The organism is Pseudomonas sp. H3_D04 (genome assembly GCF_054669175.1).
The window spans coordinates 1,013,172-1,035,458 of record NZ_CP162801.1 but is presented as its reverse complement, the minus strand read 5'-3'; the positions used below and the strand labels follow the sequence as shown (position 1 = coordinate 1,035,458).

The 22,287-nt window shown below is 59.9% G+C and carries 16 protein-coding genes and 1 pseudogene; 7 read left to right on the top strand and 10 right to left on the bottom strand.

Annotated elements, in window-relative coordinates; all coding sequences use genetic code 11:
• Positions 1-20 precede the first annotated feature (20 nt).
• The 9 genes from AB4N91_RS04955 to AB4N91_RS04915 form a co-directional block, all read right to left on the bottom strand.
• Positions 21-3,593, bottom strand: coding sequence for a glycosyltransferase (locus tag AB4N91_RS04955; RefSeq protein WP_460112152.1), 3,573 nt, complete (start codon positions 3,591-3,593; stop codon positions 21-23).
• Positions 3,594-3,688: 95 nt separating this feature from the next.
• A complete protein-coding gene (locus tag AB4N91_RS04950) occupies positions 3,689-5,254 on the bottom strand; it encodes a flagellar hook-associated protein 3 (protein ID WP_010457009.1) in 1,566 nt (521 codons plus the stop codon).
• Positions 5,255-5,267: 13 nt separating this feature from the next.
• Positions 5,268-7,328 carry a flagellar hook-associated protein FlgK gene (gene flgK, locus AB4N91_RS04945; RefSeq protein ID WP_010457010.1) on the bottom strand — a complete coding sequence of 687 codons (2,061 nt, stop codon included), beginning with the start codon at positions 7,326-7,328 and terminating at the stop codon, positions 5,268-5,270.
• Between the two features lie 23 nt (positions 7,329-7,351).
• Positions 7,352-8,647 (bottom strand): flagellar assembly peptidoglycan hydrolase FlgJ, encoded by a 1,296-nt coding sequence (flgJ, locus tag AB4N91_RS04940; RefSeq protein WP_077748611.1) that lies wholly within the window; start codon positions 8,645-8,647, stop codon positions 7,352-7,354.
• 11 nt (positions 8,648-8,658) lie between these two features.
• Complete coding sequence (locus AB4N91_RS04935) at positions 8,659-9,747, bottom strand: flagellar basal body P-ring protein FlgI (RefSeq protein WP_010457013.1); 1,089 nt, start codon at positions 9,745-9,747, stop codon at positions 8,659-8,661.
• Positions 9,748-9,774: 27 nt separating this feature from the next.
• Positions 9,775-10,470 (bottom strand): flagellar basal body L-ring protein FlgH, encoded by a 696-nt coding sequence (gene flgH / locus AB4N91_RS04930; RefSeq protein WP_010457015.1) that lies wholly within the window; start codon positions 10,468-10,470, stop codon positions 9,775-9,777.
• Positions 10,471-10,521: 51 nt separating this feature from the next.
• The gene (gene flgG / locus AB4N91_RS04925) at positions 10,522-11,307 is read right to left on the bottom strand and encodes a flagellar basal-body rod protein FlgG (RefSeq protein ID WP_010457017.1); all 786 of its coding nucleotides are present in this window, start codon (positions 11,305-11,307) and stop codon (positions 10,522-10,524) included.
• Positions 11,308-11,352: 45 nt separating this feature from the next.
• Entirely contained in the window at positions 11,353-12,093 is a 741-nt protein-coding gene (locus AB4N91_RS04920; protein WP_010457018.1) for a flagellar basal body rod protein FlgF, read from the bottom strand.
• A gap of 264 nt (positions 12,094-12,357) precedes the next feature.
• Entirely contained in the window at positions 12,358-13,920 is a 1,563-nt protein-coding gene (locus AB4N91_RS04915; protein WP_010457020.1) for a sigma-54-dependent phenylalanine hydroxylase transcriptional regulator PhhR, read from the bottom strand.
• A gap of 383 nt (positions 13,921-14,303) precedes the next feature.
• On the opposite strand from AB4N91_RS04915, the gene phhA reads away from it, so the two are divergent.
• The 3 genes from phhA (at position 14,304) to AB4N91_RS04900 (ending at position 16,746) form a co-directional block, all read left to right on the top strand.
• Positions 14,304-15,092: a phenylalanine 4-monooxygenase gene (gene phhA, locus AB4N91_RS04910; RefSeq protein WP_010457022.1), complete on the top strand. Its 789-nt coding sequence runs from the start codon at positions 14,304-14,306 to the stop codon at positions 15,090-15,092.
• Positions 15,093-15,196: 104 nt separating this feature from the next.
• The gene (locus AB4N91_RS04905) at positions 15,197-15,553 is read left to right on the top strand and encodes a 4a-hydroxytetrahydrobiopterin dehydratase (protein WP_010457024.1); all 357 of its coding nucleotides are present in this window, start codon (positions 15,197-15,199) and stop codon (positions 15,551-15,553) included.
• A complete protein-coding gene (locus AB4N91_RS04900) occupies positions 15,553-16,746 on the top strand; it encodes an amino acid aminotransferase (RefSeq protein WP_083375972.1) in 1,194 nt (397 codons plus the stop codon). The genes AB4N91_RS04905 and AB4N91_RS04900 overlap by 1 nt, the downstream gene beginning before the upstream one ends.
• A gap of 246 nt (positions 16,747-16,992) precedes the next feature.
• On the opposite strand, the pseudogene AB4N91_RS04895 reads toward AB4N91_RS04900, so the two are convergent.
• Positions 16,993-17,995: pseudogene (locus AB4N91_RS04895) on the bottom strand (LysR family transcriptional regulator).
• A 90-nt stretch (positions 17,996-18,085) separates the two neighbouring features.
• On the opposite strand from AB4N91_RS04895, the gene AB4N91_RS04890 reads away from it, so the two are divergent.
• The 4 genes from AB4N91_RS04890 to AB4N91_RS04875 all read left to right on the top strand — a co-directional run bounded on the left by AB4N91_RS04890 (position 18,086) and on the right by AB4N91_RS04875 (position 22,153).
• Positions 18,086-18,712, top strand: a complete 627-nt coding sequence (locus tag AB4N91_RS04890) for an alanyl-tRNA editing protein (RefSeq protein WP_010457029.1) — start codon at positions 18,086-18,088, stop codon at positions 18,710-18,712.
• 92 nt (positions 18,713-18,804) lie between these two features.
• Positions 18,805-19,575, top strand: coding sequence for a 2OG-Fe(II) oxygenase (locus tag AB4N91_RS04885; protein ID WP_010457032.1), 771 nt, complete (start codon positions 18,805-18,807; stop codon positions 19,573-19,575).
• A 1-nt stretch (position 19,576) separates the two neighbouring features.
• Positions 19,577-20,215, top strand: coding sequence for a LysE family translocator (locus AB4N91_RS04880; protein ID WP_077748608.1), 639 nt, complete (start codon positions 19,577-19,579; stop codon positions 20,213-20,215).
• Between the two features lie 198 nt (positions 20,216-20,413).
• A complete protein-coding gene (locus tag AB4N91_RS04875) occupies positions 20,414-22,153 on the top strand; it encodes a dipeptidase (RefSeq protein WP_154912269.1) in 1,740 nt (579 codons plus the stop codon).
• Positions 22,154-22,287 lie beyond the last annotated feature (134 nt).

The following is a 22,287-nucleotide window of genomic DNA, read 5'->3' as shown; positions in this document are numbered from 1 at the left end:
TTTAGAGGGTAATCACGGAATCAGTCAGGCAACCAACCCCACAACCAGTGATTGAGGTTGTCGCCCCGCAGCATGAAATCGCGGTGAACCGCTTCACGCAATTCATCGCCCATACGGTAGCTGGCGTCCGGGTCGGCCAGGTGCATGCGGATCGCCTGCAGCCATTCGTCCGTGCTGTTGCTATAGACCCTGGTACACGGCAGATGGCCGCGATAGGCCTCGGTGTCGGTGCAGATCACCGGGTATCCACAGGCGCCGTACTCCAGCAAGCGCAGGTTGCTTTTGCAGTCGTTGAAGATATGGAATTCCAGCGGTGCCAGCGCCAGGTCGAGGTTCAGGCTGGCCAGTTTGAACGGGTAGCTCTGCAAGCCGATGGTGGAGTGAAACTCGTGGACATACGGACGCAAGGCATCAGGGCACATGCCGAAGAACACCCACTCGACTTGGTCCGCCAGTTCGCGCACAACCTCGGCAATGATCTCCAGGTCACCGGTGTGGCTGGTGCCGCCTCCCCAACCGACTCGCGGCTTGCTGGAGGTGCGCCGATGGCTGGTCAGCGTCGCCCATGGGGCCGGCGATAGCATGTTCGGTACTACGCGGATTTCGCTATGCATGCTCGACAAGGCATCGGCCAGCGGCTGAGTGGTGACCACTACGCGATCGCACAGGCCAATGCCTTCGCGCAACAGCTGCTCGGTATTGACCGGTTTGTTGCGGGCGTGGGTGTTTTTCTTCGGCGCACTGACGATGTAGTCGTCGAGTTCGAAAATTCGTAGCGCACTGGAGTACTTTTTCATCCGCAGAATGTCACCCGCAGCGCCTTCGCTGTAACGCCCTTGCAGAATGATCGTGTCTGGTGACAGACGCTCGATCTCCACGGTCGACGGCGACTCATAGGCCACCCGCGCGATCACCCGACCGGCTGCTTCGAGCTCAGCCAGTGGCGCGGTTACCCGGTAATGGCCAACGGCGGTGCTGTTAACCGGCAGACCGAGAATCAACGGCAAGGCACGGGTGCAGAACGGGTTCCAGTTATTGCGCAGTGACGGCTCCAGACTGAAGCTGGAAATCCCAAGGCTCAGCGCCGGGCTGTAGGCCGGATCCTTGGCGATCTTCGGCAGCCATTTGCGATAGAAATCCTCCTGTTCACGCTCGCGCAGTGCCAGTGTCGAAAGCCCTGCCGGCGACACATCTTGCTGCACCCATACCACGCTGGCGTAAGGCGTCCAGACCACCAGATAACCATCGTTGCCTGCCCGCAAACACAAGTCGACGTCGCTGAGGCCCTGGGTGAAGGTCACCTCATCGAACTGCGAGAGTTCATCAAACACTTGCTTGCGCACCATCAGGCAGAGATTGCTCACCGCACTCCAATTCTGGGTTACGTGTAATCGCTGCATGTAGCCGCGAGAACCGGCCGCTTCGCCATAAAATGGCGAACCGACCGGCCCGGCCAGGCCAAGAATCAACCCGGCACTGACGATCGAGCCCTCGGGGCTGAGGATACGAGCACCGACCACACCCACTTCGGGGCGCTGGGCGTGATTGAGCATTTCATCCAGCCAGTCGCTGTCGCAGATCACTGTCTGCGCGCTGAGCAGCAGCAAATATTCGCCATGCGCCAGGCTCGCGGCAAAGTTACGGATCGCCGCGTCGTTGGCATCACCGGCGTAACGCAATACTCGCAGCATTGCGGCGCCCAGCTGCGCCATCGCCTCCAGCCAGTCGAGCATCGCCGGGTCGTCCGTGCCGCTGTCGACGATCAGGATTTCGTATTGGCTGTAAGCCGTGCGCTCGATCAGACCTTCGATGCACCGCTGCAACGCGTACAGCGAATCGCCGGTCTGGATGATGATCGACACCAAAGGGCGCGCCCCATGGAGGTAGTCGATTCGGTTGATCAACGGCAACTCTTCCTGCCGGATCGAGTGCGCCACACCAATACGATCCAGGTGTGCGCTGACCATCCCGGCATTGTTCTCGATCACCTCCGGCAACGACAGCCAGGCGGCGAAAGACTGACTCGACTCAATCTGGATTTCGGCGATGTGCTCAATGGTTTGCGGCCCGGCCTCTTCCACCAGACGCCATAACAAATCGTGCGGCGCCAGCTCACCGTGAGCCGAATCGAAGCCGCCCAGCGTCATGAAGCGCTGCCGCTCGAAGGCCAGGGTTCGGCCGACGTAGGGATAAGCACGCATCAGATCGAGATTGAAATCGGGTTTGAACACCGGGTCGATCGACTCGCCATCGACCAGCGCGCCCTCATCGCTGTAGGCACAGAGAATGCCCACCGAACCCGCAATGCGTTCAGCCAGGATCAGCAGGGCCGACTCGCGCAAAGTGTCGCCAGCATGCAGCAGATAAAACCAGTGAGCGCCTTCCAGCTGCGGCACCACCGCGTTGAGTTGTTGCGCCCAATTCGCCTGGAACGGCAACTGCACCACACGATCGTCTGTCGCGCACAAGGCATCAGAAAGCACCACCACCGCCTGCGGCGTGTAAAGCTGTCGGCTGATGCTTTGCAACGTAGTGTTCAGCGCTGCACTGTCAGCGCCGCTGTCGATCACAATCGGCACGATCTGCGGACGGAACGCCCAGCTGTCGAGGCGTTGCGGCATGAGCTGCTGCTCGACATCGGAGAACCTGCGGATCGCCAGCCATTCGCGATAGAAATCGGCGTAGCTTTCGCTCTCCCCGCCCACCCGACCATTCACCACTGTGTTGCGGTTGCCCAAAATGCGCACCACGCACAATTCTTCCCAGGCGTGGGGCTGGTCGGTGATTTTAGTCAGCTCGATGTGGCGCACCCAACCCGATGCCGGTGCCGATTCACCGCTGCGTGCCGCGAGCATCTGCGAAAGCCAGCTCCACTCCACCGCTGCGGCCTTGACCATTTCCGGGGTTTTGCTCAGACGCTCCGGGTACAAACGTTCGGTACTCAGCACAGTGCTCAGCGACACCAGATTGCCGCGACGCATCAAGCACACGAACAAGGCGAAATCGAGCATGGCGACGAAACCGGCGCCTTCCTGAATCAGCGCCGGCAACAGCTCCAGTACATCGACGCGACGCATCAGGGTCGAACTGAAGTTGCCGAGGAAATTCTTCGGCGTACCTTCGAAGATCGCCAGCATGTCATCGCCCTTGAGCAAGGCGTCGTTCGGTGAGAACCGGCAATTGTCGACCCGTGGCGGCAGGATGAAATTGCCGGCGTCGCTGAGCATCCGCAGGGCAAAGACCACATTCACGTCCGCGTGGTCGATCAACACCTGCGCCTGCAAGGCTACGCTGGGTGAAAACAGACGGTCGTCATCACACAGCACTTTGATGAATTCGCCACGGGCTTCTTCGACGCAACGCAATACGTTCTTCTGCAAGCCCAGACGCTGCGGATTACGCAAGTAGCGAACCGGGTGAGCCGGCTCGATGAAGGCCTCGACAATGTCGCGGATATCGTCGCCGGACGAATCGTCACAAATGACGATCTCGATGTGCTCGTAGGTCTGGGCGAGCGCACTTTCCAATGCCTGACTGAAGAAGCGCGGGTTGAAGGCTGGGATGACGATACTGACGAGGGGGCGTTGATTCACGGCAGGAAACTCTCGAGCGGCGGGCCTCTACCCTTTCAGGCAGAGGCCCCGGAACCGCTTACAAAAAGACGGTTGGCAGCTCGGCAGGCGCTGGCTCAGACCTTGTTGAACAGGCCCAACTGAGCGATCTTGCTGAAGGCCAGTTGCGAGGCCTGCAACATGGTTTGTTGCAAGGTCAGACGGGTCATCACTTCAGCCGGATCGGAATCGCGGATTGACGATTGGGTCTGGGCATTGGCCAGCGTCAGGCTCTGGTTGGTATCGTTCTGGGTCTCCAGAGCAGCACCGCGACCACCCACCGAACTCAAGGCGCTGGACAGCTGATCGGTGCCGCTGGCCAGGTTGGCAATACCGGAAGCCAGTGACGCTTGCAGCTTTTGAGTAGCGATCGGGTCACCATTGGTTGGTGTATTCAGAGCGGTTTTCAGTTGGCTCACGGTGTCCAGGATGTTCTGGGTTTCGTGAGTGTTGACCGCGATGCTGAACTGATCGTTGGCAGCCGGCGCACCGCTCAACGTGAAACTCACACCCGATGCAGTGGCGACGCTGCCGGCCATGGTTCCGCTAGACACAGGCTTACTGCTGGCCGTCAAAGGCGCCGCATACAGGTCGAAGGCGGTGGCGCTGGTGAACTTGAGGATCGCCGAACCGGTAGGGAAACTGGCGTGGTAATCCACCGGGTTGGTGATGCTGCTGGTGGTGACCTGCGCCGCCGAAGCGTTGCCCGGGCTGCCGGTTGCACTGAAGGTGTCCGGCTTGGCCGCCAGGGTAAACGTGTGGCCAGGCAGCACGGTCGCCGCCGTATCGCCGGCACTCAGGTTGATGTTCAGGGTCAGCTCGACGCCACGGAAAGTGACGGCCTGGCCGTTCTTGCTGGCAGGGTCGAACGCACCGCCCTGACTGGCTTCGGCAGTCACGTCATTACCGCCCGAGTCGGTGATTTTCAGCTGGGTGCCGCTGACGAAGTCCACGGTATACGGCTCGCCGCTGCGGAATTTGGCGTTGTAGGTGACGTTCGACGACACCTGGCCGTTGGACAGGGTCACGCGGCCGTCATCCACGACCGGCGCGGTCCGGGTGACCTCGCTACGGCTGGTGTTGATCGCCTGCTGGAACGCTTCCCAACCGGTGCTGTTGGTGGCCATCGACATGGTGTCGCCGATCGCCAGGTCAAGCGTCACCTGGTCGCCGTTGTAGCTGTAGGTGCCATCGTTGTTACGCGTGAACGGAATTGTATCGCCCTTGGAACCGGCGAAGATGTATTTGCCGTTCTCGTCCTTGCTATTCATCAGGCTCAGCAACTGCTCTTCGATCTGCCCCAACTCCGATGCGTTGGCCTGGCGATCGGCATCGGTGTAACCGGCGTTGCCGGCGCCCACAGCCAATTCCTTGGCGCGCTGCAGCACGCTATTGATGCTGGTCATCACCGCTTCGGTCGTGCCCAGGGTCGCCTTGATGGTCGTGGTATTGGCCTTGTACTGATCAAGCATCGAGGCCTGTTGACCCAATTGCAGCAGACGCGAGGCGCCAACCGGATCATCGGCGGCGGTGTTGACGCGAACCAGGCTGCTGGCCTCTTCGCTGCTTTTGACTACGTTGGCGAAATTTTTCTGGTAGTTCGCAGCAGAGGACTCGTAAAACTGGGCGGTAGAAATGCGCATGGGCTACGACTCCTTAAAGACTGTTGATCAGTGTGCTGAAGATTTCCTGCGCAGCCTTGATGATCTGCGAAGACGCGGTGTAGTACTGCTGATATTTGACCAGGTTGCCGGTTTCCTCATCGAGGTCGACACCCGACAGCGAATCGCGAGCGCCCTTGGCGTTGGCCAGGATAGCGGTGGTCGCGGCACTGTCGAGCTTGCCTTGCGCGGCCTTGGCGCCGACGCCTTCGACCAGTTTGCCGTAGGCGTCGGTCAGGGAAATGCCTTTACTGGCCGAACCGGTATCCACGGTCTGCTTGGTCTGCAAGCCGGCCAGTGCGGTACCGTTACGGTTGTCCAGCGTACCCGGTTGACTGAGCGTGACGTTAATTGCACTGCCTTGACCTGGCGAACCGGCCACGGTCATATCAAAGGTCGCCGTACGCTGCACGGCGGGTGGCCCCGGATCCATGATCGCGGCGCCGCTGGCGTCGACCAGTGGAATGCTCAGGCTGAGCGTATTGTTCTGGCCCGGCACAATGGTGCCGCTGCTGAGTGCATTGCCTTTGGCATCGAGCAATTGGTAAGTCTGGGTGGTGCCACCGCCGGCACCGAAAACCACTTTGACCGGAGTCGAATTCTGCAGCCCGTTCTGAATGGCCAGAGTGGTCGCCGAGTCATAAATATCAAACTGCGTAGTCAGGGTCGGTTGACCACTGGCCGGGATCGTCAAGGTGCCGCTACCGCCCGGTGCGATGGACGCGCTCAACGGTGCCGCGATGGCCAGACGCTTGCTGTCGGTCATCTCGGTCTTGATGTTCGCCGCCGCGTTGCGGGTCGGCGTGATCTTGAACGTGTCGCCCGCCGCGGCGGTGCCGCCGGAAAGCTTCAGCGAGAAACCGTCGATTACCGGCGGCGGCGTGGTCAGGGTGCTGAAAGCGCCCATGGACGTGCCATCTGGCAGACGCGACACGGTGTAGTTGGTGCCGCTGGTGAAGGTGACCTTGTAGTCGTTGATGGTCAGCTTGCCGCTGTCTTCGATACTCACATCAAAGTTACCCGAGCCGGCACTGTTGCCGACGGTGGCAACACTGCGGCTGGCCATCTGCGCGGCACTGTTGATGCTGTTGAACAGGTTCGAGCCGAACGCACCGTTTTTGTCGATGCCCTGAGCCTGGAGGCTGTTCATCTGATCGGCGACAACCAGCGCCACGCGGCCCAGTTCGTTCATCGCCGGGTCCAGTACGGTGCTGCGATAGCGCAGCAAACCACCCATTTCACCACCGGTCATCACCGACGTGATGTCAACGGTGCTACCGGCGCGATTGAGCTGAATGCCCATGCGCGAAGGGTCGTTCAGGCTTGACGCCACGGACAGGGTGCTGGCGGTGCCGCCGATGACCAGCGGCTGGCCGCTGCCCAGATAAACGTCAAGGTTACCGTCGCGTTCGATGACCTGCGCACCGGTGAAGGTGGAGAGCTGACGCACGGTTTCGTTACGCGCATCGAGCAGCTCGTTCGGCATGCCGCCGGATTTGGAAATCTCGGAAATCTTCTGGTTCAACTGCGCCACGGTGGCGGCCAGTTTGTTGACCTGATCGGCCATGTTCGCCAGGTTGCCGTTGACGTTGGCGTTCTGCTGCGTCAACTGGCTGGAGATCGAGTTGAAACGATTGCTCAAGGCCTGGGCATCGCTGAGCAGCAGCTGGCGCGACGCGTCATCACCCGGCTTGGCGTTGACGTTCTGCACCGAGGCGAAGAACTTGGTCAGGGCGCCGTTGAGGCCGGTGCCGCTGTCCGAGAGCAAGGCGTCGAGCGGGCTGATCTGCCCGGCATACGCAGCCGCATCGCTGTTGAGCGAGGTGGTGGTCTGCAGTTGTGCATCGAGGTAGCTGTTGTAGACGCGACGCACATCGGCCAGGGTCGTACCGGTGCCGATGTAGACATTGCCGAACTGATTCGAGGCTTTGGTGCCCTGCACGGTTTGCTGGCGTGAATAACCGGCGGTGTCGGCGTTGGCAATGTTATTGCCGGTAGTCATCAACGAGGATTGGCTAGCAGCCAGACCCGACATCCCGATATTGAGCAAACTCATGGTTCAGACCTTATGCCTTGTGCCTATAGAGGCGTAGTAGAAGCGCCCGCCGCAGCGTAGTTTTGGTAACTCGTCATCTGCTTGGCTATCTGCGAAATCTTGCTTGCGTAGGCCGGGTCTGTCGCATACCCGGCTTTCTGCAGCTCGCGTACAAACTGTTCTGGGTTATCGGCAGACTTCAGAACATCTTGATAGCGATTATTGGTTTGCAGCAAAGTCACCAGGTCATGGAAGCTGTCTTTGTACGAATCGTAGGAGCGGAACTCTGCCGTCTCCTTGACCATCTCGCCATTCCTGAATTCGCTGGTGATCGCTCGCGCCGATTCACCCTTCCAACTGCTGCTGGCCTTGATGCCAAACAGGTTGTGACTGCTGCTGCCATCCTGGGCACGCATGACCGATTTGCCCCAACCGGTTTCCAGGGCCGCCTGGGCCACCAGGTAACGCGGATCGACGCCGATACGGTCGGCGGCTTCCTTGGCCATCGGCAGCATGGTGTTGACGAATTCGTCGGCGGAACTGAAGGCTTTCTTCGGTGGCGCCAGCGGAATCTGCGCCATCGCACGGCCGTAAACCTGCAGACGTCCGCTCGACTTGTTATCGGTTGGCGAGGGCAGCCAGTCGCCATTGAACAGCGGGCCGGCACCGGTCACGACCGGAGTCGCGGCGCGCTCAGGCAGCAAGGCTTTGTTCGGGGTTGTAGCGGCAGTCGTTGCCGAAGGCACCAGGCCGGCGAGCAAGCGATCGGCCAGTTTCGGCGGCAAGGCCAGACGGCGCTGATTGATCAGCGCCATGTCATTGTGATGCGTGCCCTCGCCTGTTGGCGCTTTCACCGAACGCGAGGCCCACAACGGACGCTGACCATTGAGCCGCGACAGCGGACCGTCGGTGGCCGCGGTGCCTGCGGCAACCGGTGTCGGCACGGCCGCTTTCGCCGCTTCCTGCTTGGCGGCGGACGCGGCTGCAGCCTCGCCCGGCGCCAGCGGTTTGTTCTTCGACATCTGGCGCATCAGCACGTCCGCCAGACCGATACCGCCGCCCTCGCGGGACATGGAAACGGCCAACTGCTGGTCGTACATTTCCTGGTATTGCTTGGCCGCTGGAGTGTTGAGCGGATTGTCCTTGCCCAGCGCATCGGTGGCCGAGCGCATCGACTTGAGCATTTCACCGAGGAACAGCGACTCGAACTCCTGCGCCACTTTGCGCATGTTCGCGTCACTGTCCTTGTCGCCGACCTTGAGCTGGTTCAAACGATTCAAGTCCGAATAGGACCCCGAATCGTTGCTGCTGACACCCAGACCGCCCTTGCGCATATCCATGGTCGCTGTCCTCAGATCACAATCAGGTCGGCTTGCAACGCGCCAGCCTGTTTCAATGCTTCGAGGATCGCCATCAAGTCACCCGGTGCCGCGCCGACCTGGTTCACCGCACGCACAATTTCGTCGAGGGTGGTGCCCGGGCCGAACTTGAACATCGGCTTGGCTTCTTGCTGAGCGTTGACCCGCGAGCGCGGCACAACGGCGGTCTGGCCATTGGACAGAGGGCCGGGCTGGCTGACAATCGGGTCTTCGGTGATGGTCACCGTCAGGCTGCCGTGAGTCACGGCGGCCGGTGAAACCTTGACGTTCTGGCCGATCACGATGGTGCCGGTGCGCGAGTTGATGATGACTTTCGCCACCGCCTGACCCGGATCGACTTCAAGGTTTTCGATGATCGACAGATAGTCGACGCGCTGACTTGGATCGAGCGGCGCGCTGACCCGAATCGAACCACCGTCGATGGCCTGGGCAACGCCAGGGCCGAGCATGTCGTTGATCTTGTCGACGATGCGCTTGGCGGTGGTGAAGTCCGAACGGTTGAGGTTCAGGGTCAGGCTGTTGCCCTGGTTGAAACCGCTTGGCACCGAACGCTCGACCGAGGCACCGCCCGGGATACGACCGGCCGACGGAACGTTGACGGTGATCTTCGAACCGTCGCGGCCTTCGGCATCAAAACCGCCGACCACCAGGTTGCCTTGGGCGATTGCATAGACGTTGCCGTCGATACCCTTGAGGGGTGTCAGCAGCAAGGTGCCGCCGCGCAGGCTCTTGGAGTTACCGATGGACGAAACGGTGATATCGACCTGCTGACCCGGCTTGGCGAACGCCGGCAGATCAGCACTGATCGACACGGCGGCGACGTTCTTCAACTGCACGTTGCCCGAACCCGGCGGCACCTTGATGCCGAACTGCGAGAGCATGTTGTTGAAGGTCTGCAGAGTGAACGGGGTTTGCGTCGTCTGGTCGCCGGTGCCGTTAAGCCCGACCACCAGGCCGTAGCCGATCAATTGGTTGGAACGAACGCCGGAAATACTGGCGATATCCTTCAGCCGCTCGGCTTGCGCGTTGAACGCAGCCGAGAGCATCAGGGCAGCCACCATCAGGTGTTTAAGATTCAACGTGGCCACCTAGAAAGGGAACAGCGGGCTGAGGAAGAAACGGTCGAACCAGCCTGGCTGACTCGCATCGGCAAACGCACCGGTGCCCGAGTAGGTGATGCGTGCATCGGCGACGCGGGTCGACGACACGGTGTTGTCGGTGGAGATGTCATCGGCGCGCACCATGCCGGCAATCCGCACCAGCTCATCGCCGGTGTTGAGCGTCAGCCACTTCTCTCCGCGCACGGCGATGATGCCGTTGGGCAGCACGTCGGCGACGGTCACGGTGATCGAGCCGGTCAGGCTGTTGCTCTGCCCGGACTTGCTGTCGCCCTTGGTCGCGCGATCACCTTCGTAGCCAACGTCCAGGCTCAGACTACCGCTGCCCACAGGGTCGCTGGTGCTCAGGCCACCGCCAAAGAACGAGCTCAGGCCGATGTCGGTCTTGCTGTTCTTGCCGATTTGCGAGTTGGCGTTCTTGCTGGCCTGGGTCCGCTCGTTCAGGGTGATGGTGATGATGTCACCGACCCGGAACGCCTTGCGGTCGCTGTACAGGTTCTGTTCAAAGCCGGCCTGATAGATCGAGCCGTTATTGGCGGCAGCCGGCAACGGCGTGCGCGGCAACACCGGGGCGTAGTAAGGGTCATTGGGCTTGGGTGGCGGAGCGACGCAGCCCGCGAGCACGACGACCCCACTCAGTGCCAGAACAGATACAAAGCGATTCATGACCCTACCTCACGGTGTTGCAGACGACCTCATGGCCGCCTCATAGACTGATTACAGATTCTGCGTTACGAACGAGAGCATCTGGTCGGCGGTGGAGATCACCTTGGAGTTCATCTCGTAAGCACGCTGAGTGGTGATCATGTTGACCATCTCTTCAACGGTGCTGACGTTGGACGTTTCCAGGGTGTTCTGCAGCGTGGTACCGAAACCGTTCAGGCCCGGGGTGCCGACTTGCGGCGCGCCGCTGGCAGCGGTTTCCAGGAACAGGTTGTTACCCACGGCTTGCAGGCCGGCCGGGTTGATGAAATCGGCGGTTTGCAGGTTGCCGATCACCTGGCTGGCCGGGTTACCCGGAACGGTGACCGACACGGTGCCGTCGCGACCGACCGTGAAGGTCTGCGCGTCGTTCGGAATGACGATGGCCGGTTCCAGGGCGAAGCCGCTGGCATTGACGATCTGGCCGTTGGAATCGAGGTGGAACGTGCCGTCACGGGTGTAGGACGTGGTGCCGTCCGGCTGCAGAATCTGGAAGAAACCACGACCATCGACGGCCAGGTCCAGCGGCTGCTCAGTGGTTTGCAGGCTGCCGGCGGTGAAGTTTTTCTGGGTGCCGACGATGCGCACACCGGTACCCACTTGCAGACCCGACGGCAGTTCGCTGTCCTGGGTCGACTGGGCGCCTGGCTGGCGCTTGATCTGATAGAGCAAGTCCTGGAACTCGGCACGGTCACGTTTGAAACCCGTGGTCGACACGTTGGCCAGGTTGTTGGAAATGGTCGTCAGGTTGGTGTCCTGGGCGGACAGACCTGTTTTGGCAACCCATAGAGCCGGAAGCATTCGATTCTCCTCGTGCGCCTGTTTTACGGCGCGACGTTCTGATAATTAGCTGATCTGCAAGACCCGAGCCATGGCCTGGTCATCGTCTTTGGCGGTGTTCATCATCTTGATGTGCAGCTCGAACTGCTTCGACAAAGCCAGCACCGAGGTCATCTCTTCCACGGCGTTGACGTTGCTCGACTCAAGGAACCCGGACACCAGTTTGACGCCTGCATCGGCTTGCGCCGGCTTGCCGTCCTTGGTGTGGATCGAACCATCCAGGCCTTTGGTCATGTTCTTCAGGTCAGGGTTGACCAGCTTGATACGGTCGACTTCAGCCATCACACGCGGGCCTTCGCCCATCGCACGGATGCTGATGGTGCCGTCTTCGCCGACTTCGATCTGCTGCTCGGGCGGCACGGCGATCGGTCCGCCATTGCCCATCACCGGCATACCGTTGCCGGCACGCAGCACGCCCAGGGCGTCCACGTTCAGGCTGCCGGTGCGCACGTAGCTTTCAGCGCCATCGGGGGTCTGCACGGCGATCCAGCCGTTGCCTTGCACCGCGACATCGAGGTCGCGACCGGTTTCAACCAGCGAACCTGGTGAGAAGTCGGTGGCCGGACGCTCGGTCATGGCAAACGCACGCGCCGGAAAGCTGTCACCAAACACCGGCATCGAACGGGCCTGTTCCAGGTCCTTCTGAAAACCGTTGGTGGAGATGTTTGCCAGGTTGTTGGCATGAGCCTTCTGCGCCAGTGCATTCTGGCTGGCGCCGGTCATTGCCACATAAAGGTACTTGTCCACACTCTTTCCTCTGCATGCCGGACGTTTGCCGCCCACCGCTGTACTGTTGAGCGATAAGCAATTTACAGACCAACTTTTTTCTGGCGGTGCGAGGCCCGGCAAACAAAGGACTTGAGGGGTTTTGCGGGGATTGGGGAAATGTATCGGAGACGAAAAACCGGCGGTGTTATGCCGGTTGGTGGCAAGTGCTGGCCTTTGCAGCCAACAGGATCCCCTGCGGCGAGGGAGCTTGCTCCCTCGCCACAAAGTTGTCATTGCTTCAGCTTAAGCGTCGGGGTCTTTGCCGACTTCATACTCACGCAACTTGTTGGCAATGGTCGTATGCGAAACCCCCAACCGCTTGCCCAGCTGCCGACTGCTCGGATGCTCGGAATACAACCGCTCCAGCACCGCTTTCTCAAAGCGCCCGACGATCGCATCCAGCCCGCCTTCGAGGGAGAAATCGCCAAGCGGCTGACGCACGCCGTAATCCGGCAAGCGAATGTGCTCGGCCTTCACGGTCCCGCCTTCGCACAACGAAACCGCCTGGAACAACACGTTTTCCAATTGCCGGACGTTGCCCGGCCAATGGTAATGACTGAGCCGCTCCATCGCCGCTGGCGCCAGCTTCGGCAGCGGGCAACCGATCTGACGACTGGCCTGGTCGAGGAAGTGCTCCACCAACGGCGTCAAACCATCGAGGCATTCACGCAGCGGCGGAATGTGCAGTGAGAGCACGTTCAAGCGGTGATACAAATCCTGGCGAAACTCGCCCCGCGCGCATAACTCGGACAAGTCCACCTGCGTCGCGCAGATCACCCGCACATCCAGATAGACCTCTTCATCACTGCCCACACGACGGAAGCAACCGTCCTGCAAGAAGCGCAGCAATTTCACCTGCAAGCGCGGGCTCATTTCCCCGACGCCATCGAGAAACAACGTACCGCCCGCCGTCAGCTCCAGCAGCCCAAGCTTGCCTTCGGCACGCGCGCCTTCGAAGGCGCCGGGGCCGTAACCGAACAGCTCGGTCTCCGCCATCGATTCCGGCAGGCCGGCGCAGTTGAGCGCCATCAAGGGTGACTGGCCGCGTGGGCTGGCGAGGTGGCAGGCGCGGGCCAGCAATTCTTTACCCGTGCCGGTTTCGCCTTCTATCAACAGCGGTGCATCCAGTGGCGCCATGCGCCGCGCTTCGCGGACCACCGCGGCCATGACCTTCGAGCTTTGGAAGATGCTGTCGAACCCGCGCAGTTCCTGCTTGCGGACGTTGTAGATGCGCTCCCCCACCCGATCAGCGCGGTGCAGCGTCAGAACTGCACCGGCCATGGCTTCGCTGTCGTCATGCTCGGATTGCAGCGGTGCGATGTCGGCGAGGAACACATCGCCCTTGACCTTGACCCGCAGCCCGTTGATGCGCGACTTGTTGGCACGCACCAGTTCCGGCAAATCAAAATCCTCGGCGTAACGCGACAGCGGAATCCCCGGCACCTCATCCACCCGCACCCCGAGCAACTGCGCCGCTGCACGGTTGGCCGCCACGATGGAGCCGCCCATGTCGATCGACAACACCGGAAACTCCAGGGCGCCGAGCAAGGCATTGAGCTCCATGTGCCGACGCTCGCTGGGCATCAGCCCTACACGCTTGACGCCGAAGACACCGGCAATCGACTCGAATTTCGGACGCAACGCCTGGAACTGAATATTGATCAGGTTCGGGCAGTGCAGGTAGATCGCATTGCCATGCTCACCGCCGACCTCGCCGCGAGCGACGTTGATTCCGTACTCGACCAACAAGTTGAGAATGTCGCGCAGGATGCCGATGCGGTTCTGGCAGTGGACTTTGATACGCATATAAAGGCCCAAGAAAAACGGTCAATAGGTTGGATGCCCGAGGTACAACCCTGTGGGAGCGAGCCTGCTCGCGAATGCGTCGGTGCACTCGGCATTGATGTGTCAGGCAGAACGCTTTCGCGAGCAGGCTCTCTCCCACAGGGTATTTTTTTGCTGGCACGCTCAGATAGCCGTCAAGATTATGTGACAGGCGCAACGCTTTTCAAACCCGAAAAACTCAATACCTGCGCCACTGCGATCCATTCGTAACGAAATCTTTACGAAAACTGGAGAACTTTCCTACGCACGGCACGATTCACCTACTGCAACGCGGCACGCCTTGGAGTATTTCTAAGTCCATAGCAGCACATAACAAGAATGAAATCCCCTAGCAGGAGAGCAGCATGAAGCAGACGCAGTACGTGGCTCGCGAGCCCGATGCGCAAGGTTTTATCGACTACCCCGCTGAAGAACATGCGGTGTGGAACACGCTGATTACTCGCCAACTGAAAGTGATCGAGGGGCGTGCGTGCCAGGAATATCTGGACGGTATCGAAAAACTCGGTCTGCCCCACGACCGCATTCCGCAACTCGGTGAAATCAACAAAGTCCTCGGTGAAACCACCGGTTGGCAAGTAGCCCGAGTGCCGGCGCTGATCCCCTTCCAGACTTTTTTCGAATTGCTGGCCAACAAGCAGTTTCCAGTGGCGACCTTTATTCGGACCCGCGAAGAGCTGGATTACCTGCAAGAGCCGGATATTTTCCACGAGATCTTTGGCCACTGTCCGCTGCTGACCAACCCTTGGTTCGCGGAATTCACCCACACCTACGGCAAGCTTGGCCTACAGGCCACCAAGGAAGAACGCGTGTACCTCGCGCGTCTCTACTGGATGACCATCGAGTTCGGCCTGGTCGATACACCAGAAGGCCTGCGCATTTACGGCGGCGGTATTCTCTCCTCGCCGAAAGAAACCGTTTACTGCCTGTCGGACGAACCTGAGCATCAGGCGTTTGATCCGCTGGAATGCATGCGCACGCCTTACCGCATCGACATCCTGCAGCCGCTGTACTTTGTCCTGCCGAACCTCAAGCGTCTGTTTGATGTGGCTCATGAAGACATCATGGCCATGGTCAAGCAAGGCATGCAGCTCGGTTTGCACGCGCCTAAATTTCCACCCAAAAAAGCCGCGTGATCCGCGGCTTTTAGAATCAAGTGAGCCTGTCAGGACACGACGCTTTGCTATAGCGTGGTGAAACTGACGGCCGATTTCCAATCATTCGATTTCAGGAACCCATCATGTCCACATTGAATCAAGCCCATTGCGAAGCCTGCCGCGCCGATGCCCCTCAGGTCAGCGACGAAGAATTGCCGATCCTGATCAAGCAGATCCCGGACTGGAACATCGAAGTGCGCGACAGCGTGATGCAACTGGAAAAAGTGTTCCTGTTCAAGAATTTCAAGCACGCCCTTGCATTCACCAACGCAGTCGGTGAAATCTCCGAGGCCGAAGGCCACCACCCTGGCCTGCTCACCGAGTGGGGCAAAGTCACCGTGACCTGGTGGAGCCACTCCATCAAGGGTCTGCACCGCAACGACTTCATCATGGCCGCGCGCACTGATGAAGTGGCCAAGAACGCCGAGGGCCGCAAATAATGCATTTCGACGCCATCGGTCGAGTACCCGGCGACCCGATTCTCGGCTTGATGGAAGCCTATGCGCAGGACCCGAACCCGCGCAAATTCGACCTTGGCGTGGGCGTCTATAAAGATGCCCAGGGCCTGACGCCGATTCCCCAGTCCGTGAAGCTGGCCGAGCAGCGCCTGGTGGATCGCCAGACCACCAAAACCTACATCGGTGGTCACGGCGAACCGGCGTTCGGCAAGGCGATCAACGAGCTGGTACTTGGCGCCGACTCCCCGCTGATCGCCGAACAACGGGCCGGCGCCACCCAGACACCGGGCGGCACCGGCGCGCTGCGCCTGAGCGCCGACTTCATCGCCCAGTGCCTGCCGGGCCGTGGCGTGTGGCTGAGCAACCCGACCTGGCCGATCCACGAAACCATCTTCGCGGCGGCCGGGGTCAAGGTCAGTCATTACCCCTACGTCGGCAGCGACAACCGCCTCGACGTTGAAGCCATGCTGGCAGTGCTCAAAGACGCGCCGAAGGGCGATGTGGTGTTGCTGCACGCCTGCTGCCACAACCCGACCGGTTTCGATCTGTCCCATGACGATTGGCGCCGCGTGCTGGACGTGGTGCGCAGCCGCGATCTGGTGCCGTTGATTGATTTCGCCTACCAGGGCTTCGGCGATGGCCTGGAACAGGATGCGTGGTCGACCCGGCTGTTCGCGGCCGAGTTGCCGGAGGTGCTGATCACCAGTTCCTGCTCGAAAAACTTCGGGCTGTACCGCGATCGCACGGGTGCGCTGATTGTCTGTGCGAAAACCGCTGAGAAGCTGGTGGATATCCGCAGCCAACTGGCAAACATCGCCCGCAATCTGTGGTCGACGCCGCCGGATCATGGCGCTGCCGTGGTCGCGACGATTCTTGGCGATCCCGAGTTGAAAAGCCTCTGGGCCGACGAAGTGGAAGCCATGCGTTTGCGCATCGCCCAATTGCGCAGCGGCCTGATGGAAGCGCTTGAACCCCATGGTTTGCGTGAGCGTTTTGCGCATATCGGTGTGCAACGCGGGATGTTTTCCTACACCGGCTTGTCGCCGGAGCAAGTGAAACAGCTTCGTGATCATCACAGCGTGTACATGGTCGGCACCGGCCGTGCGAACGTGGCCGGGATCGATGCAACCCGCCTTGATCTGCTGGCCGAGGCCATCGCCGAAGTCTGCAAGTAACCTCAAGCCCTGCACACTTCCACCTGTGGGAGCGGCGGTGCGGCGATCCGACTTGCTCGCGAAAGCGCTGTGTCAGGCGACATAGATGTCGACTGAGACTCCCTCTTCGCGAGCAGGCTCGTTCTCACATTTGTTTGGTGCTGACCCTTCCAACAAACCAATCGCTGAAGTTGCGCCCGGCCGCGTCAGCGGCGAGAGGTCTGCAACCTCACCAGAGTGGGAGCGAGCCTGCTCGCGAAGGGCCAGTCAGAGCAATCCATCACTCTCGGGCAACTCATACTCCGCCGCAACCTTCCCAGCCCTCCCCGGCTTGCTCAGGGTCGGCTCCTTCTCCAGGCACTCCACCAGATAATCAATAAGCACCCGCAATTTCGGCGGCAAATAGCGCGTCGGCGAATGCAGCAACCAGGCGCCGCCATGGTAGGACGCGAGGAAGGTCCAGTCCGGCAGCACCTGCACAATCAACCCTTGCTCCAGCGCATAACGCGCCGTGAAATACGGCAGACTGCCAATCCCGATGTGCTGCAACACCGCCCCCAGCCGCACGCCTGTGTGATTCGCCGCATACCGACCGCGCACACCGACCGCGCACACCGACCGTCACAGCCTTGCTGCCTTTCTTGAATTTCCAGCGCGCATCGCTCGGGGTTTCACCCAGGTAGATACAGCTGTGGTTGAGCAAGTCGTGGGGATGCGTCGGCGTGCCATGTTCGGCGAGGTATTGCGGTGTAGCGCAGAGCAAATGGTCGATGGTGAGCAATTGCCGCCCGACCAACCCTGCGGGCGGTCGATCGGTAATCCGAATCGCCAGATCAACGTTGTCGTCGATCAGATCCACCTGCCTATCCTCAAGCAACAACTCCACATCCACTTTGGGATAACGGCGCAGAAATTCCGGCATATGCGGGTGAATCACAAATCGACCGACCGCCTTGGGCACGCTGACCCGAACCAGCCCTTCCGCTTCATGGGTGAACTGCCCGCTGATTTCCATCACGGACTTGGCCGCACTGACCATTTCCTGGCAACGCTTGAACACCTCTTCGCCACCGTCGCTCAAGCGCAGCTTGCGCGTGGTTCGCTGCAGCAGACGCGTGGCCAACGCTTTTTCCAGACGCGAAATACTGCGACTCACCGCCGAGGGTGAAGAACCCATCTGACGAGCCGCTTCGGAAAAGCTGCCGGTCTCGACAACCTTGACGAAAATCGCCATTTCACCCAGTAACGGCAGTGGAAGATTTATGCTCACAGCGCAACAGTCCTTTGATGTTTGAACGGATTATCACGCAATTCCACGATTCATATAATAAAAAGAGAAACTTTAATGAGGACATGGAATATGACGCTTCGCCTCTTTTTCCATAGTGATGACCTCAAGGCCAATGTGGAAGTCCTGGATTGCACGCCCCAGGAAAACGAGTTTGCGGTGGTGCTGCGCGCCACGTTGTTTCACCCCCAGGGTGGCGGCCAGCCTTTCGATACCGGCTGGATCGGCGAAAGCCAGGTGCTGCGCGTGGTCCAGGACCCGGACCGAATCATTCATTTTGTCGACCGGCCAATAAAACCCGGCATGACCCAGATCAGGATTGACGAGCAACGCCGCCGGTTCAATTCGCGCATGCATTCGGCCGGCCACCTGATCGGCCATTTTGTCCAGGCACTGGGCTGGATGCCGGTCAAGGCTCATCACTGGCCGGGCGAAGGACGCGTGCAATTCAAACCATTGGAGTCGGCAAAAGAGATGGATGCCGAGATGATTCAGCACGGCATCGAGCAATGGGTCGCCCATGACCTGCCGCGCCTGACATCGATGCGCGAAGGCGCCCGGGAAATTGGTTTCGGTGAGCTGCCCGCCTACGGCTGCGGCGGCACCCATGTACGTAGCCTGAAGGATTTGGGCACGGTCACGATCGCTTCCCTTTCACTGAAAAAGGGAATGCTGTCAGTCCACTACAGCGTGGATTGAGCTTTCGGCGATGTCGTCCCCGGCATCGCCCGACGCCCGGGGGAGCCCGCATTCGCGGGTTCTGTTGACAATCTAATAGATGGACCTAAGACATGATGCTTGACGTCGAGCGTCTCGATGAGACGTGCATAAAAAAACTGGCCAATGAAGAAGTCCTCGCCATCCGCGTCAAAGGCCTGCTGCCCCAGCCGCTGGCGATTCAGATTGGCGACAAGATCCTCGCCCCGGGTTTTGAAGGCTATATCAATGCGCCGAGCATCGGTCGCATCGGCATGGCGTTTTATGAGGCGGAAAATCAGCCGCTGCTGATCGAAGATTATTTCGAGCATGCCTCGCGCAACATCGCGGAATTACGCAAACGTTGCGCGCCCTACTCGTCCCCGGTCGACACCTTGCGCTGCATGCTCGATGAGTCCTGGCCGGCGGGTGCGCACCTGGAAAATCTCTACGGCCGCAAGATGTATGTCGGCCTGTCCCGCGTGGTGAAACCAGGGGTGTGCTTCCTGGCCCATCACGACATTTTCGCCAAGGATGCCCCCGACAGTTACCAGGCCAGAAGCCTGGAAGCGCAGTTCGCCTGCAACGTTTACCTGAACATGCCCTCCGAGGGTGGCGCCTTGCAGATGTGGGACCACGATATTTCTCCGGATCAATTCGACGAGATGCGTGGCGACAGCTACGGCATCGACCCGGCCTTGCTCGGCACGCCGGCCCTGGAGATTCGTCCTGAGCCGGGTGATTTCATCATGTTCAATTCGCGCTGCATGCACTCGGTAACACCCGGCGTGGCGGATCCGCGATTGAGCCTTTCGTTCTTTGTCGGCTATCGCGGCAATGCTTCACCCCTTACTTTCTGGAGTTGAAATGCTTTCGAATTACCTGGGCGAGTTCCTTGCGCTGGCGACTATTCACTTTCTGGCTGTGGTCGCACCTGGACCGGACTTCGCTGTCACCATCCGTCAAAGTGTGCGTTTCGGCCGGTTGGTCGGGATCTGCACGGCCCTGGGCATCGGTGCGGGGATTTCCGTGCACGTGCTCTACACCCTGCTCGGGGTCGGCGCGTTGATGCATACGACGCCCTGGTTACTGACGGTGGCCAAGGTGGTGGGCGGCGTTTACATTTTGTACCTCGGTGTCAGCCTGCTACGCAGTAAACCCAAATCCGCGCTTGAGGGGGACAAAGTCGCCAACGAGCCCGTCGTCGAACAAACACTGTTGAAGGCGTTCACCACCGGCTTTTTGACCAACGCGACCAACCCCAAGGCAACGCTGTTTTTCCTGGCAATTTTCACCACGCTCATCAGCGCTACGACACCCTTGAAGATCCAGGCGCTGTATGGGGCCTGGATGTGTTTTGTGAACGCGCTGTGGTTCGTGATCGTCGCGCTGTTCTTTTCCAGCGCCCGGGTGCGATTGCTGTTCATGCGCATGGGGCATTGGTTCGAACGCACCATGGGGGTGATTCTGATCCTGTTCGCCGGGCGTTTGATTCTCTCGATGTAAGAGCGCCTCAAACGCAAAAGGCCCGCTCAGTCTGACTGACGGGCCTTTTTCGTTTCTGCGCCGCTTTTGCATTTCTGTGCGACAGATCCCACATCAGGGACTCCCGTAACACTCCGTTACAGTGTTAGCTTGGAACCGTTTCTGTCTCATCGATCAGAAACTTCTCACTCCACTGCCTGCAAAGGAATGCCAACAGCAATGAATTTCTCACTCAAGCACCTGGCTGCGTCAACCCTGATACTGGCCAGCCTTTCGTCGTTCACCCTGACAGCGCAGGCCAACATCACCCCGCAACAGAGTGCGGCGATCCTCAAGACGTTCAGTGACACCTCCGTAACGGATTTCAGTCAATTCCTGGGAGGCCTGGCCAAGAGCGACCTCGGCAAAACCGACAATCTCGGCTCCGCCATCGGCGCCTTCCTCGACAACAAGACCCTCACTCCAGACCAGCAGAACGAAATCCATCGCCTGCTTGGTCTCTACGCACGGGTGAAATACGGTGCCGCCGCCACCGAGACCCTGCGCGAGCTGGTGGCTATTCCGACCTTCCGCGTCGAGGGCGTTGATCAACACGACAATCCCGAATTCATCAAGATCGCCGACAAGATCAAGGGCCTCGCCCAGGCGTTCAACCTGAACTTCCGCAACATTGACAACCGCGTCTATGAAATATCCCTTGAGGGCAGCGGCGACGAAGTCGTGGGCATTCATGCGCATGCCGATGTGGTGCCCGTAACGCCGGAGAACTGGGTTCTGAAAGACGGCACCAAACTTGATCCGTTCAAGGTCACCCTGATCGGCGACCGCATGTATGGCCGGGGCACCGAAGATGACAAGAACGGTATCGTGGTAGCGCTTTATGCGATGAAGGTCATCAAGGAAGAGAAGCTGCCGCTGGCGCGCAATTTCAAGCTGCTGGTCGATACCACCGAAGAAACCACCGGCGACGCCATCCCTTATTACTTCGAACACAACCCGACACCCAACTACAACCTGGCGCTGGATGGCGGCTACCCGGTAGTGATTGCGGAGAAAGGCTACGGCACCGTGATGGCGAACTTTGCCAAACGCAAGGCTGAGGGCAAGGGCGCCGAGATCATCTCGATGACCGGTGGCATGGCCACCAACCAGATCCCGTCGACATCGGTCGTCACCCTTTTGAGTGAGAAGCCTGTCGAGTTGGCCGCCAGCCTGCAGAAGGCCGGCGCCGAATATGCCAAAAGCAATGGCGGCAACTTCGACGTCACTGCCAAAGTTGATGGCAAGGATGTCAAATTGACGGTCACCGGCGTTTCCGCCCACTCCTCCGAACCCGAATCCGGCATCAACCCGGTGTCGAGAATGCTGGGCTTCATCAATAGCCTCGACGGCAAGGTTGCGCTCAAGCACAACCACATCACCGACGCCGCCCGCTACGCTGCCGACAACTGGGGGCTGGATTACCTGGGAGGCAAATTGGGGGTCGGTTTTTCCGATGCTTTCATGGGACCGCTGACCGCATCCCTTACCTATGTCGGGATGGACGATAAAGCCTTCAAGCTCGCGGTCAACCTGCGCGTGCCGAAGGGCAAGTCGCCGGAAACGCTCAAGACTGAAATCGCCGATAAGCTTGATGCCTGGAGCAAGAAAACCCACATCGCGGTGGCCTTCGACTACTCGATCGCCGAGCCGATGTACCGCAACCCTGAAGGTGAATGGGTCAAGGCCTTGCTCGCCGTGGCCAGCGAAAACCTGGGCATGGAACACAAGTACGGCACCTCTGCGGGCGCCACTTCGGTCCATGAACTGCCCAATGGCGTGCAATTCGGCCTGGCCAGGCCCGAGGTCAAGTACACCGGCCACACCGACAACGAGTTCAAGACGGTCGACCAGTTCCTGCTGGACCTGCAGATCGTGACGGAAATGATGGGGCGGATCGGGCAGTTGCCGAAACTCTGATCGCCTTTTCGGACCCGCTGTTGTGGCGGGTCCGACGCGTTGATCATCTTGATGCCGGCACCGACAAAAAAGGACCGTCGGTCCTTTTTATAAATGACACACAAACAAAAACGCCGCTCATTGCTGAGCGGCGT